Here is a 12,571-nt window from a genome sequence, read left to right on the forward strand (position 1 = left end):
GTTGTGCGCCTTGGCCGCCCACGCGGGCGGCGGCGCGGGCGTTAATGTGCGGGCTGGACCCCGAAGGCTACGGCGAGCTTCATGATCTTCTCGGCGCGGCCCAGTCGGGGCAGGTCGGAGCCGTCACGGATCACGCGGCCGTTGGCCTCGAAGTCGTTCATGAAGTCGGTGGCCCACGCGACGTCGGACGGGGTGGGGCTGATGACCTCGTTGATCACCGGGGTCTGGTCAATGGCCAGGCAAAGCTTGCCGGTCATGCCCATCATCACGGTGATGCCGGTCTGCTCGCGCAGGATGGGGTGGTTGGTGCCGACGGTGGGGCCGTCGATGGGGCCGGGCAGGTTGCCCACGCGGCTGGCGACGACCAGCTTGGCGCGCGGGTAGGCCATCGCTTCCGGGGTGGCGGCCATGCCGGTATCGCGGCGGAAGTCACCGGACCCGAACGCCAGCCGGAACGCACCCTGCGCCTTGGCAATGTTGTTGGCTTCCTCGATGCCGACCGCGGATTCCACCAACGGGATCACGGGGGTCTTGCCGTCCATGCGGTGGAAGCTCTCGGTCACCTGGTCAGCCGATTCGGTCTTGGCGAGCATGACACCGAGCAGGCCCGGGGTGCCGCGCAGGCCCGCGAGGTCATCGGCCCAGAACGGGCTGGTGGCGTCATTGATCCGGACCCAGGCCTGGCCGCCGGCGGTCAGCCAGTCGATCACGTTGCCGCGGGCCTGGTCCTTCTGCGACGGGTCCACCGCATCCTCAATATCCAGGATGATCGAATCGGCCCGGGACACTGCCGACTGGTCGAACAGCTCAGGCTTCATGGCATTGACCAACAGCCAGGAACGGGCGATCTCTGCGGGAATATTGCGTTCCGGGATGAAGCCCGGGAGCACACTGCTGAGCACTGGGGTGGAGTAGGAGGTGTCTTCGGTGCTTCGGGGCATGTAGGTGCGCTGCGTCATGGGTCTCCGTACTGGGTCAGTTATGTGATGGTGCTGTTGATGTCATCCGGTAGCAGATCCCGTCTTCGGCTTCTTCCGGGTGGGCCCACACCTCGATCCCGTGCGCAGCTTCGTACATGGTGCGCGGTTGGGCCGCGTCGCCTGCGATCCAGAGCGCTGTGGAGTCTGCCATAGCGTCATCCACGGTTCCGGTGCGGATGAGTTGGCCGTGCTGGCGGATCTGGACGGTCGCTCCGATGAGCCGTCGCCAGTGGAGGTGCTGGCGGAGCATGATCCGCTCTTCGAAGGCGGGCGTGCGCCCGTTGCTGGGGCCGGTCGAGGGGGTCATGATGCGGTCAGGGCTGCGGCCACTGCTTTACCCAGTTCCTTGGTGGTGGCTTTTCCGCCCATGTCGGGTGTGAGGGCTTCGGGTCCGCGGGCAAGGACGGTTTCCATGGCGGTGGTGATGGCGGCCGCGGCTTCGGGTTCTCCCAGGTGGTCCAGCATCATTGCGGCGCACCAGATTTGGCCGATGGGGTTGGCGATGCCCTTGCCGGCGATGTCCGGCGCGGAGCCGTGGACGGGTTCGAAGAGGCTGGGGAATTTGCGTTCGGGGTTGATGTTTCCGCTGGGGGCGATGCCGATGGTCCCTGTGCAGGCCGGTCCGAGGTCGGAGAGGATGTCGCCGAAGAGGTTGCTGGCTACCACGACGTCGAACCAGTCAGGGTGCATGACGAAGTTAGCGGCCAGGATGTCGATGTGGTACTTGTCCACCTTCAGATCGGAGAAGCCTTTGGCCATTTCCTGCACACGTTCGTCCCAGTAGGGCATGGTGATGGCGATGCCGTTGCTTTTGGTGGCGGAGGTGAGGTGCTTCTTGGGCCGGCTTTGGGCGAGGTCGAAGGCGTATTTGAGGATGCGGTCCACGCCGGTGCGGGTCATGACGGTTTCCTGGACTACGGTTTCGCGGTCGGTGCCTTCGAAGATCTTTCCGCCGATGCTGGAGTATTCGCCTTCGGTGTTTTCCCGAACGACGTAGAAGTCGACGTCGCCCGGGGCGCGGCCGGCCAGGGGGCTGGGCACGCCGGGCAGGAGTTTGACCGGGCGGAGGCTGACGTACTGGTCGAAGTGGCGACGGAATTGCAGGAGGCTGCCCCACAAGGAGATGTGGTCGGGGACGACGTCGGGCCAGCCGACGGCGCCGAAGAAGATGGAATCGAACTGGTTTAGTTCCTCAAACCACCCGTCGGGGAGCATCTTGCCGTGCCGGGTGTAGTAGTCGGCGGAGGCATAGTCGAAGTGTTCGTATTGGAGGTTGAGGTCGAAGGCTGAGGCTGCGGCGTTCAGGACGCGCAGCCCTTCCGGTACGACCTCGGTGCCGATTCCGTCGCCTGGAATGACTGCGATGCGGTGGGATGTCGACATTCAAGGATCCTTCTTACTATTTGCTCGATGGGGGTTAGTGGTTGACCTGGTGTGCCGGTTGGCGGTGTTCGAGGACGTCGATGACGGCGTGTGCGGCTGCGAGTCCGGCCCGGGCACGGGCTTCAACGGTTTGTCCGGCGAGGTGGGAGGTGATGAGCACGTTGTCTAGGCCCCGGAGGGAACTGTCGTCGGGGAGGGGCTCGCTTTCGAGAACGTCCAAGGCAGCTGCGGCGATGGTGCCGTCGGACAGTGCTTTGGCCAGTGCGTCTTCATCTACGAGTGAGCCCCGCGCGGTGTTGATGAGCACGGCCTTGGGTTTCATTGCTTGCAGCCGGGATGCACTGATGAGCTGTCCGGTGGCGCGGCCTCCGCGGGTGTGCAGGGAGAGGTAGTCGGATTCCTGAATGACCGTGTCGAGGTCGGTAAACCGGGCCGCAGTGTTCCGGGGGTCTGGGTGGGCGGTGCTGACGAGGATATTCATGCCGAGGGCAGCGCCCAGGGTCGCGGTGGCGCGTCCGCTGGGGCCGTAGCCGATGATGCCGAGGGTGGAGCCGCGCAGTTCGTGGCCGGCTTCACGCGGCCAGCCGCCCTCGCGAACGGCGGTGGTGACCTCCAGGAGGCGGCGTGCGGTCATGATAATCAGCCCGATGGTCAGTTCGGCGACGGAGTGGTGGTTTGTTCCGGGGGCGTTGCAGACCTTGATTCCGCCGGCGGAAGCGGCCTGGATGTCGATGGAGTCGAAGCCGACGCCACTGCGGGCGATGACTTTGAGGGAGGACGCATCAGCGAGCATGTCGGCGGTAACGGGTTCACTGGCGAGGATGGCTCCGGAGATGCCGTCGAACAGTGAGCGACGTTCCTCAAGGGACCGTGAGCCTCTGGACGGTGCGTAGACGGGTTCCAAGCCACGGTCGCGCAGGAGGTGATCGACGGCATCTCCGGCGTGCAGGTAGTCGGTAGTGATGAGTATGCGCCGGGCCATGGTGTGGTGTTCCTCGTCGGTATAGCGGTGGGCTGGTGCTGGGTGAAGTGCACACGGGTCAGGGCCGCCCCCGGGAGAGAGGCGGCCCTGACAGGGTTTAGTGGGCGTCGACCGTCTCGGTCTCGACGTGGTCGGCCGTCCTTGCCGGGAGTTCGTTCTTCTTTCGACCCGATGCGTGTATCACGTTGCGGGCCTGTGCCAGGTCGAAGTCTTTCTCCCATTTGCCGACGACGACTGTTGCCAGCACGTTGCCGATGACGTTGATGAAGACGCGGCCTTCGTTCAGGAGGCGGTCAACGCCGACGATGAGGGCGAGGGCGGCGGTGGGGATCGCACTGACGGCTCCCAGGGAGCCGGCGAGCACAATGAAGGCACCGCCGGCGACGCCGGCTGTTCCCTTGCTGGAGATCATCATGATGCCGACCATGGCCAGCTGCTGTTCCCAGGAGAGGTGGATCCCGACGGCTTGGGCCAGGAAGACGGACGCCATGGTCAGGTAGATCGCGGATCCGTCGAGATTGAAAGAGAACGCGGACGGGATGACGATGCCGACGGTCGGCTTGCCGACGCCCATGTTTTCGAGCTTCTTCATCACCTGCGGGAGCACGGCCTCGCTGGAGCATGTTGCCAGGGCGATCAGGAGCTCGTCTTTGAAGTAGCGCATGACGGTGAAGATGTTCAGGCCGCAGGTCCGGGCGATGATGCCCAAGACGACGAGGACGTACACGATGCACGTGGCGGTGAAGAGCAGGATCAGGAAGCCGAGCTGCTGAAGGCTGGTGGCCCCGTACTTGGCCACCGTAGCGGCGAGGGCGCCGAAGGTTCCGATGGGTGCCAGGCGCATGAGCCAGCCAACGATCCGAAACACGACGGTGGACAGGGCGCGGATGCCGCCGGTGAGCAGGACACCGGATTCGCCCGAGAGGTTCAGTGCTGCGCCGAAGACAATGGAGACCAGGAGGGCGGCCGGGATGGCGCTGCTGGTGAGGGCGCCGAAGAATGACGTGGGGATCAGGCTGTTGACGAACTCGATGCCGTCAAAGCTCTTGCCGGCGCCGGGGATCTTGTCGGCGTTCAGTTTGGAGACGTCGATGTTCATGCCCTCGCCGGGGTGGAAGATGTTGGCGACAAGCAGGCCGATGAGCATCGAGATAAGGGAGAGGACGATGAAGTAACCGAGGGCCTTGATGCCGATTCGTCCTGCTTTCCGGAGGCTGTCCATGGACGCAACGCCGAGGGTGACGACGCAGAAGACGACCGGGATGATGATCATCTTGACCAGGGCGATGAACCAGTCGCTGAGCGGGGTCAGCTGCGAGCCGACCTGCGGGATGAACATGCCTACGAGGATGCCGAGGACTCCTCCGAGGAGTACCTGGAACCAGAGTTCACGGATCAGACGCCCGAACCGGGACGACTGTTTGGGCGGGTGCGGGGAATGCTGGTGGTCCTGCACAGTGTGGGAAGACATCTTGGGTGCTCCTTTGCACGTCAGACAGAGAAGTTAGGGGTGGTTGCCTGGTCCCGGGCAGTTCTGCTGCCCGGGACCAGGCAGGTGTGGGTGGTTTACTCGTGCAGGCCGCGCAGGACCTTGTAGAACTCGGCCTTGCCTTCCAGGCCAATGCCGGGCAGGTCGCCGGGGGCTACGCGGCTGTTGACGACGACTGCGTCGTCGGTGAAGCCACCGGTGGGCTGGAATTCGCCGGGGTAGGACTCGTTGCCGCCGAGCTTGAGGGCTGCGGCGATGTGCAGTGAGAACTGGTGTCCGCCGTGCGGGATGCAGCGGCGGGAGGACCAACCGTGCTGGGCCAGCATGTCCTGGATCCGGCGGTATTCGGTGAGGCCGTAGCTCAACGCCGGGTCGACCTGGATGAAGTCACGGTCCGGGCGCATGCCGCCGTAGCGGACCAGGTTCCGTGCGTCCTGGAGGGAGAACAGGTTCTCACCGGTCGCGATGGGGTTCCTGTAGTGCTCGGAGAGGGTGGCGTTCAGGGCGTAGTCCAGCGGGTCGCCGACTTCTTCGTACCAGAACAGTCCGTACTTATCGATGGCTTTTCCGTATTCCAGGGCGGTATCCAGGTCGAACTTACCGTTGACGTCCACCATCAGGCGGGACGCGTCGCCGTCCAGGACTTCGATGACGGCTTCGATGCGGCGAAGGTCCTCGGCCAGGTCGGCGCCGCCGATCTTCATCTTGACGATGTTGTAGCCCTGGGCCAGGAAGCCGCGCATTTCGTTCTGCAAGTCTTCAAGGGTCTTGCCGGGGGCGTAGTAGCCGCCGGCGGCGTAGACGAAGACGTCCTTGTCCGGATTGCCGTCACCGTAGTGGTCCGAGATCCACCGGTACAAGGGGACACCGGCGATCTTTGCGGCGAGGTCGTGCAGCGCCATGTCGGCCACGCCGACGGCGACCGACCGTTCGCCGTGGCCACCGGGCTTTTCGTTGGACATCATGATGTCCCACGCCTTCTCAGGTGACAGTTCGCCCTTCTCATCCATGAGGTCCTCGGCAGGAGCATCCAGCAGGCGCGGCAGGATGCGGTCCTGCAGGATGCCCGTAGCGTTGTAGCGGCCGTTGGAGTTAAAGCCGTAGCCGACCAGCGGCTTGCCGTCAACGAACACATCGGAGACGAGCGCGATGATTGTGCAGTCCATCTTGGTGAAGTCAATGAACGCGTTCCGGATGGAGGAACTGATGGGGATGGTGCCTACGTGGGCGGAAACGATTTTCATCTTTGAATCTCTCTTGGTCGGATCTTATTTCTTATAAGATGGATGCTCGCGCCATGGCACTGGCCGCGTATCCGGCGGGTGGGGTGTGCAAATATCTTATAAGACGTTGATTCGAGGTTAGCGGGCCTCGACCCGGAGCACAAGCCCGGCGACGAGATTTCTTATAAGATGTTGATTGGAGGGCTACACTTAGCGGGACGGGGGCAACGCTCCCACAGATTTGGAGCGGCAGATGAGTACCAACGTCTTTTCGAGCAAGGGCAGCCTGGCGTACAGCGAATTGCGTCAGATGATCCTCTCCGGCGCCTTAGCCCCCGGCTCGCGCATCTCTCAATACGAGTTGGCCGAAAACATGCAGATGAGCATCACCCCCCTGCGTGAAGCCATCCGCCGGCTCTCGAGTGAGGGCCTGATCACGATGGACACCCACCGCGACTCCAAGGTGGCTGACATGAGCGCCGCCGAAGCCCGCGAACTGCTGGAAGTACGCCTCTCCCTGGAGCCGTCCGCAACGGAACTGGCCGCCTACCGCCGGACCGACGCTGACATTGCCATCATCCGGTCGGCCGCCGAAAAACTACTCCCCGTCACGCGCGTGTGGGGCGAAGACGCCATCATCGCTCATCGCGACTTCCACCGCGCCGTCTACACGGCTTCTCACAACGCAACCCTGATCAAGCTCCTGGATGACCTCTGGGACAAGTCCGACCGCTACCGGCGCATCGGCCTGGAGCTGCCTTCCGGTGACGAGCCCCGCACCATCGACCTGAACCAGCACCACCAAATCCTTGAACTCGTCACCGCGGGAGACGGGCCCGGCGCGGCAGAACTCGCTCGCACCCACATCGCAAACAGCCTCACAGCATCGGTGACAGGTGCGTTGGAGGAGCGGGAGAACGAATCCCCGTCCGACCTTGAGAGAACCGCCTAAAACCGCGCCGGCTTTTTGGGTCCGAGCTTCCCATTCGCAGCGTCATCTGCGCGACATTTAGTGTCGTGAAAATGCCGCCATATAGCGCCGCGAGTCACAATGTTGGACGCGCGATGGCAACGGCGATTCTTGTAACTATGTCTCATAACTTCGTAGCCCAAATCTGGTACTCATCCTTAGTTATGAGACAGGTGAGCGGGCGTCGGTTTGAGGGTGTTGGAACGAGGCCGGAAGGAAACACACTTTTGGTTTCGGCAGCGTAGCGCCTGGAAAAACAACAGAGCCTTCCAAGACACCGCGATCCTGCTCGGGTGGGTCTGGTCTAATTAGCGGCGCGCGCCCGGGCAAGGGCGGGTACCGTTTTGGTACCATGAAGGCATGGCTATGAATCTCCGTGTCCCTGAAGACCTCGATCGGCGGCTGGAGAAGTTGGCTGCCGAGGAGCACACGTCCAAGTCCGCGCTTTTGTTGCAGGGCGCAGAGTTGGTTCTGCAGCGCCACGCGCGCCGGCGTGAAATCAGCGCAGGTCTTGATTTTGTTATGAGTCATGACGCTGAGTTGCTGAAGCGCCTTGAGGACGCGTGACGGCGTACCTGGGCATTGAGGATGCAGTTCAGGTAGTTGATCGGCATGGCTTCCATATCCGTGATGTGGGGTTGTTGGCCTCGGCATTGGCCAGGCCGACCACGACTGTCATGGGCGTGGAGGCGTATCCGGAACTTGCGGTGAAGGCGGCAGCCTTGTTGGAGTCGGTCGCCCGGTTCCATCCACTCATTGATGGGAACAGACGGACGGCGTGGACGCTTATGGTGCTGCTGCTGTGGATCAATGGTTACCGGCATGGCTTCACCACGGATGAGGGCTTCGACCTCGTGGTCGGAGTCGCCGCGGGCACTGTCGACCTGGTGGACTCTGCCGCCGAGATTTCCAGGCATCTGGTGCCCCGGTAGTCCTCCGGCGCCCCCGAAGGGAGTGTGGACAATGTCCACACTTTTCGTCTCGTACTGAGCCAAACAGCCTTCGGTTTGGCCAGGATTCCGCATGTTTTCGCGGGTTCCCAGGGTTTTCAAGGGCCGGAATGCGGTTCGAGTCCCACCTCGGGCACAGTGTTTTCCCTCGTCAGGGGCTTTTTTGCTTTGACGTGTTGACAAAGCTTGTTTCGCGTCGCTCTGGCGGGTGGGTCGCGGGCTGGTGCCTGGCCGCCGCGGGGCCTGTTCAGGTGTGTGGGGTGGCGGGTTCAAGTCCCTAGCTGGTGGGCCTTCCGCCTGCTGTGGTGCGGTTAGATGCTTCCTCGTTTCGGTTCTGTGTGGTGGGCGTGGTTGTCCAACACCTATTCATGGTCCGAGGTAGCGGGTACAACATGACGTAGCCGCCGTTGGTACGGCAATTTTATTGAAGGGCTCCTTGCAACCGCCGCCGGAGCCGTATGCGCTCGATTTGTCCTGCCAAATTGAGTGTGGACAGTGTCCACACTTACGTCTGCTTTGTGAGAGTCCCTGCTGGCTAGGAGCACGGAAGGGCATGTCGGATCAAGGGCGCCATGTGCCGCCCTGACTGCGGCGGGGAACGGCCCAGTGAAGAGCAGAAGGATAAAGGCGAAGCAGGCTTGGCTGCAGGTCGCACAAAATTGTGGGGGAGCGGGCCACTACGACGCCCAGGAACGGGCGCGGCCTTCTGACACACCGAGTGCTTGGACCAAGCGCCGGGGATTGGGCCTACGGTCGTCCCGGCTCGAGAGACTCCGCGCTGCAGTTTGCAGTGATCGGGACCCGACGGGGTCAACGTTGCGCTAAGACAGAAGTGGCAGGGTTCGATCCAAGAGCTTTTCCAAGACAACGTGGGAAATGAACGACCACACCTCATTCAAGCCCTGCCTGACGTGCGGCCTTACGTCAACTTAGGGTTTAACTCCATCTTGGAGCCGGCCCTAGCGGGGAAGGGGAAAGCCCTCGACCGGAGTCGGTCGAGGGCCTTCCTCACGTCCAGACTTGTGGAGGAGATGGAGGTCTACGGCTTGGAATTATGCGCCCGCATCCCGCCGTGTGGAGTCTCGGCGAGCAGGTGCTCGCCCTTCAGCACTTCGGGGTCTGCCGGAGCGACGGTGGCACGTCCGCCCCGGCTGCCGGTCTCGGGGAGTGTGAAGTAAACGACGAGGCAGAGGGCGACGATGGCGATCATGTATACCGCGACGAACATGGGCTGTCCGGCGCCGACGAACGCGGCGGCGATCAGTGGTGCGGTGCCGCCAAAAACGGCGATGACGATCTGGTGTGCGAAGCCGATTCCGGAGACCCGGACAGAGGCCGGGAACAGCTCGGCCTGGATTGTCGGGTAACTGACCGAATACGAAGTGACATACCTGACCCTTCACGTCGCCCGGATGGTCGAAGCCTTCCGGCTTCGCTGACATCCGACGACCCAGGAGACGTTGTGAGTGTGGGGTGTGCTCCACACGCGGGAGCGTCCCATTTTAGTTGATCCGTCGTTGGCATTTAGTTGACGTTTCCGGCGATGCTGATGGCAGAGGCATTCAGGCCGGCTTCCATCGTGTGGACCATCGTGCCCCTGCCTTTCCCTCCGGCGGCGTCCGGTGCCCTGGCCTAGTGCGCGGTGAATGCATTTCAAGCTGCTGCGCGCGGACGCAAAGGGCGTTAGCGGGGGAGGAGTCCCGCGAATTCATGGTTTTGGAAGACCAATGGATCTTTGGCGTTCCCGGTGTTGAGGCCCAGGACCCTGGCCAGGACAAAGGCGTGGTCCCCGATGGGCGTGACGTTCTCGATTTGGCATTCCAAGGCCGCGACTGCGCCTGCGACCAGTGGGGCACCGTATGCTCCTTGGATCCAGAAGCTGTCATCGAAGCGGTCCGCGTCCTTTTTACCCAGCTTGCGGCAGAACTGCGCCTGTGTTGATGCAAGAGCGCTGATGCCCAGCACGGTGGCCTTGTTGAGTTGTGGCCAGCTGGAAGACTCGTGGCCGATGAAGAAGCCGACCAGGCACGGGTCCAGGGAGATAAAGACGAACGATCCGACGATCATTGCGGCACGGTCACCGGTGAGTTCAGACTGTCCGGCGACGACGGCGACGCTGGTGGGCACCATGGACATGGTGTCCCGCACGTGGGTGGGATCGAGAGTGCCGGGCCGTTCGGTAACGATAGTCATGGCTGGCTCCTTCGGTTACCGGTGTTGCTGGATGTAGTAGAGCTGCTCGGCGTCAATCCACACTTCGTATCCGTCGAGTTTGTCGATGAGGATGCGTGAGTCGACGCCTTCGGGTGCGAGCCACAGCATTCGGGAGTCGGGGGTGGCATCTTCGATGCGTGCGGTTCTGACGTATGTGCCGTTTCGGCGGATTTCCACTGTTGCTGTTGTCGGGAGATGGAACCAGTCATCGAGCCGGTAGGACTGTGGCGGGTGGGGGGTGAAGGTTCTGCGTTCGATCGGGAAGGACCCGGCCGCAGCATGGGCTGTTGGTGCGTTCATCACGGTTCCTCAGGTGGCGGCGGGCAGGGGTGGGGTCAGGTGCCACCGACCGCCGGGGAGCTGGCCGGTGGCACCTGAGAGGGGTTGGCGGGTCGAGCAGGCTTGCTGTGGTTCAGGCGACGGGTTGCGTGTCCGCGACCGGGACGGATGCCTGGTCCTTTTTAGCCGTGGTGAGGAGCCCCGCGGTGTATTCGGAGAGCCACCCAAGGCAGGCGCCGACGATTAAGGCCAGACAGGTGCCGGCCACGTCGAAGGTGGCGCCAAAGTAGGCGGCGCATCCGGCAAACGCTCCGGGGATGAAGCCCAGGAGGCTCCAGCGGGCCTGGACGCACATGGCGAACGCTGCGACGGCGACGGAGATGCCGAGCGCGCCGGGGATGGGGAGGTTCGCCGCTCCCCAGACGATGATGGCGCCCCAGAGGACTCCGGAGAGGTTGGCAGGGATCGTTTTGAGGAGTGCGGCGCGTTTTCCGCCGGCTGCGAAGAAGCATGCCCAGGAGAGGAATCCGACCCAGGTTATAAGGCCCAAGGGTGTGCTGAATTGGGTCCAGAGCCCGGCGAGGATGCCGGCGGTGATTCCGATGATGACGAGGGGCTTCATGGGTAGTTCCTTAGGGTCAAAATGGCGTCATTGTCTTTTTGAAAAGGAAAGCTGAGGGAGTGTGAATGTGCAGGCTTCGCTGAAGTGCGCAGAACGCGGAGCGGGTGTTAGCTCTTTCGGGTGCGGGTGAATCTGGCGGTACGGCCCCGGCAAGGACGCCGGGGCCGTACTACGTGGGGAGTGTTTTAGAGGTGGGTCAGGGCGAGGTCGGCGGGGTCCGCGTTGTCGGGAGTCGCAGGCGTGGGTTCCACCGGTGCGCGGTGGAACTCGCCGTTCTTCATCACTGCGGTGATCTTGTTGATGTCCTGCAGGATGGTGATGTCTTCGAGCGGGTTGCCGTCGACGAGGATCATGTCGGCGTAGAAGCCGGGCAGGACCTTGCCGAGTTCGTTGGGCTTTTCGAAGAGTTCCCCGCCGAGGGCGGTGGCAGCGATGATGGCTTCCATTTCGGTGTAGCCGAAGAGCTTCACGAAGTGGTCCAGGTCCCGGGCGTACGTTCCGCGGGGCGTCCAGGCGAAGCCGTAGTCTCCGCCGGGCAGCACGCGGATGCCGCGGCGGCGCATCTCCTGCATTGCCTTGACGGCGATGTCGAGTTCGCGGGCGTAGCCGGCCTGTTCGGCCGCCTCGTGGGAGTAGCCGAACGCTTCGGCGTCTTGGAGCGTTGCGACCAGCCAGTTGATGGCAGGGGCGACGAAGACGCGGTCCTTGGCGGCCTCGAGGAGGTCCATGCCTTCGTCATCAATGTAGGAGGCGTGGTAGATCATGTCGACGCCGGTTTTCAGGGAAATGAGCACAGAGTCGCGGCTGCGGGCGTGGGTGCAGACGCGCACGTGCCGGCGGTGCGCCTCGTCGACGGCGACCTGGAGTTCTTCTTCGGTGATGTAGGTGTCGGTGGCTGCCTTGGTGCCGGTGATTTCCTCACCGGAGATGCTGAGTTTGATCTGGTCCACGCCCAGTCCGATGGTTTCACGAACCACTTTGCGCATTTCCTCCACGCCGTCGGCGATCTGGGTGATGCCGGGCACGAGGTCCCCTGCGGTGGTCGCGATTTCCTGGCCGTTGGCCAGGTAGCGGGGGCCGGGGATGCGGCCGGCGTTGATGGCGTCGCGTACGACGACATCGAGCCGCTTCTTGGCGCTGGCCGCCCCGAAGCACATGGTGTACCCGTAGTCGATGTAGTACTTGGCTGACTCGACGGTGTGCAGCAGGTGTTCCTCGACGTTCATCGTTTCCAGGCTGTTGAGGTCGCCGTCGTTCCAGGTGAAGTGGGTGTGTGCGTCGCACAGTCCCGACATCAGGGTCTGGCCGCGGCCATCGATGACCCGGGAGCCCTCCCGGGGCAGGTTGCCCGTGCCGGGACGGACGTCGGTGATGCGCTCATCGACGACGAGCACTTCCCCGAGGAAGGGCTGGGCGCCGGTGCTGTCCAGGATGTTGACGTTGGTGAAGAGGGTTTTCGACATGACTTCGTTGTCCTTA

At 63.0% G+C, this 12,571-nt stretch carries 14 protein-coding genes; 3 read left to right on the plus strand and 11 right to left on the minus strand.

Going from position 1 to position 12,571, the window contains the following annotated elements; genetic code table 11:
- Nucleotides 1-41 precede the first annotated feature (41 nt).
- The 6 genes from NIBR502770_RS06750 to NIBR502770_RS06775 all read right to left on the minus strand — a co-directional run bounded on the left by NIBR502770_RS06750 (nt 42) and on the right by NIBR502770_RS06775 (nt 6,078).
- Nucleotides 42-959 (minus strand): CoA ester lyase, encoded by a 918-nt coding sequence (locus NIBR502770_RS06750; protein ID WP_246857428.1) that lies wholly within the window; start codon nt 957-959, stop codon nt 42-44.
- Nucleotides 960-975: 16 nt separating this feature from the next.
- Complete coding sequence (locus NIBR502770_RS06755; RefSeq protein WP_056392006.1) at nt 976-1,287, minus strand: hypothetical protein; 312 nt, start codon at nt 1,285-1,287, stop codon at nt 976-978.
- Complete coding sequence (locus tag NIBR502770_RS06760) at nt 1,284-2,363, minus strand: tartrate dehydrogenase (protein ID WP_141181446.1); 1,080 nt, start codon at nt 2,361-2,363, stop codon at nt 1,284-1,286. Before NIBR502770_RS06760 ends, NIBR502770_RS06755 begins: the two co-directional genes overlap by 4 nt.
- Before the next feature lie 34 nt (nt 2,364-2,397).
- Nucleotides 2,398-3,345, minus strand: a complete 948-nt coding sequence (locus tag NIBR502770_RS06765) for a phosphoglycerate dehydrogenase (RefSeq protein WP_141181447.1) — start codon at nt 3,343-3,345, stop codon at nt 2,398-2,400.
- Nucleotides 3,346-3,442: 97 nt separating this feature from the next.
- Nucleotides 3,443-4,816: a cation:dicarboxylate symporter family transporter gene (locus tag NIBR502770_RS06770; RefSeq protein ID WP_141181448.1), complete on the minus strand. Its 1,374-nt coding sequence runs from the start codon at nt 4,814-4,816 to the stop codon at nt 3,443-3,445.
- A 95-nt stretch (nt 4,817-4,911) separates the two neighbouring features.
- Entirely contained in the window at nt 4,912-6,078 is a 1,167-nt protein-coding gene (locus tag NIBR502770_RS06775) for a mandelate racemase/muconate lactonizing enzyme family protein (protein ID WP_141181449.1), read from the minus strand.
- Nucleotides 6,079-6,310: 232 nt separating this feature from the next.
- Between NIBR502770_RS06775 and NIBR502770_RS06780 the strand changes: the two genes are divergently transcribed.
- From NIBR502770_RS06780 to NIBR502770_RS06790, 3 genes are all read left to right on the plus strand, one after another.
- Nucleotides 6,311-7,009 carry a GntR family transcriptional regulator gene (locus NIBR502770_RS06780; RefSeq protein WP_141181450.1) on the plus strand — a complete coding sequence of 233 codons (699 nt, stop codon included), beginning with the start codon at nt 6,311-6,313 and terminating at the stop codon, nt 7,007-7,009.
- 378 nt (nt 7,010-7,387) lie between these two features.
- On the plus strand, nt 7,388-7,594 hold the full coding sequence (locus NIBR502770_RS06785) for a ribbon-helix-helix protein, CopG family (protein WP_246857429.1): 207 nt from the start codon (nt 7,388-7,390) through the stop codon (nt 7,592-7,594).
- A complete protein-coding gene (locus NIBR502770_RS06790) occupies nt 7,591-7,959 on the plus strand; it encodes a type II toxin-antitoxin system death-on-curing family toxin (RefSeq protein WP_141181451.1) in 369 nt (122 codons plus the stop codon). The genes NIBR502770_RS06785 and NIBR502770_RS06790 overlap by 4 nt, the downstream gene beginning before the upstream one ends.
- Before the next feature lie 1,057 nt (nt 7,960-9,016).
- Here the strand turns inward: NIBR502770_RS06790 and NIBR502770_RS21325 are convergent.
- The 5 genes from NIBR502770_RS21325 to NIBR502770_RS06815 form a co-directional block, all read right to left on the minus strand.
- A complete protein-coding gene (locus NIBR502770_RS21325; RefSeq protein ID WP_210418924.1) occupies nt 9,017-9,205 on the minus strand; it encodes a hypothetical protein in 189 nt (62 codons plus the stop codon).
- A gap of 455 nt (nt 9,206-9,660) precedes the next feature.
- Entirely contained in the window at nt 9,661-10,170 is a 510-nt protein-coding gene (locus tag NIBR502770_RS06800) for a flavin reductase family protein (protein ID WP_018763840.1), read from the minus strand.
- Nucleotides 10,171-10,185: 15 nt separating this feature from the next.
- The gene (locus NIBR502770_RS06805) at nt 10,186-10,491 is read right to left on the minus strand and encodes a hypothetical protein (protein ID WP_018770794.1); all 306 of its coding nucleotides are present in this window, start codon (nt 10,489-10,491) and stop codon (nt 10,186-10,188) included.
- Nucleotides 10,492-10,603: 112 nt separating this feature from the next.
- On the minus strand, nt 10,604-11,092 hold the full coding sequence (locus NIBR502770_RS06810) for a DUF1097 domain-containing protein (RefSeq protein ID WP_018770795.1): 489 nt from the start codon (nt 11,090-11,092) through the stop codon (nt 10,604-10,606).
- 185 nt (nt 11,093-11,277) lie between these two features.
- Nucleotides 11,278-12,555, minus strand: coding sequence for an amidohydrolase family protein (locus tag NIBR502770_RS06815; protein WP_018763837.1), 1,278 nt, complete (start codon nt 12,553-12,555; stop codon nt 11,278-11,280).
- Nucleotides 12,556-12,571 lie beyond the last annotated feature (16 nt).

This window comes from Pseudarthrobacter sp. NIBRBAC000502770 (genome assembly GCF_006517815.1).
In the GTDB taxonomy this organism is placed as follows: Bacteria; Actinomycetota; Actinomycetes; order Actinomycetales; family Micrococcaceae; genus Arthrobacter; species Arthrobacter niigatensis.

What these genes read in the sequence shown, in the direction of transcription:
- NIBR502770_RS06815 (WP_018763837.1), bottom strand. Translation starts at nt 12,555, where the DNA reads ATGTCGAAAACCCTCTTCACCAACGTCAACATCCTGGACAGCACCGGC.
- NIBR502770_RS06750 (WP_246857428.1), bottom strand. Translation starts at nt 959, where the DNA reads ATGACGCAGCGCACCTACATGCCCCGAAGCACCGAAGACACCTCCTAC.
- NIBR502770_RS06760 (WP_141181446.1), bottom strand. Translation starts at nt 2,363, where the DNA reads ATGTCGACATCCCACCGCATCGCAGTCATTCCAGGCGACGGAATCGGC.
- NIBR502770_RS21325 (WP_210418924.1), bottom strand. Translation starts at nt 9,205, where the DNA reads ATGTTCGTCGCGGTATACATGATCGCCATCGTCGCCCTCTGCCTCGTC.
- NIBR502770_RS06800 (WP_018763840.1), bottom strand. Translation starts at nt 10,170, where the DNA reads ATGACTATCGTTACCGAACGGCCCGGCACTCTCGATCCCACCCACGTG.
- NIBR502770_RS06765 (WP_141181447.1), bottom strand. Translation starts at nt 3,345, where the DNA reads ATGGCCCGGCGCATACTCATCACTACCGACTACCTGCACGCCGGAGAT.
- NIBR502770_RS06780 (WP_141181450.1), top strand. Translation starts at nt 6,311, where the DNA reads ATGAGTACCAACGTCTTTTCGAGCAAGGGCAGCCTGGCGTACAGCGAA.
- NIBR502770_RS06785 (WP_246857429.1), top strand. Translation starts at nt 7,388, where the DNA reads ATGGCTATGAATCTCCGTGTCCCTGAAGACCTCGATCGGCGGCTGGAG.
- NIBR502770_RS06770 (WP_141181448.1), bottom strand. Translation starts at nt 4,816, where the DNA reads ATGTCTTCCCACACTGTGCAGGACCACCAGCATTCCCCGCACCCGCCC.
- NIBR502770_RS06755 (WP_056392006.1), bottom strand. Translation starts at nt 1,287, where the DNA reads ATGACCCCCTCGACCGGCCCCAGCAACGGGCGCACGCCCGCCTTCGAA.
- NIBR502770_RS06805 (WP_018770794.1), bottom strand. Translation starts at nt 10,491, where the DNA reads ATGAACGCACCAACAGCCCATGCTGCGGCCGGGTCCTTCCCGATCGAA.
- NIBR502770_RS06775 (WP_141181449.1), bottom strand. Translation starts at nt 6,078, where the DNA reads ATGAAAATCGTTTCCGCCCACGTAGGCACCATCCCCATCAGTTCCTCC.
- NIBR502770_RS06810 (WP_018770795.1), bottom strand. Translation starts at nt 11,092, where the DNA reads ATGAAGCCCCTCGTCATCATCGGAATCACCGCCGGCATCCTCGCCGGG.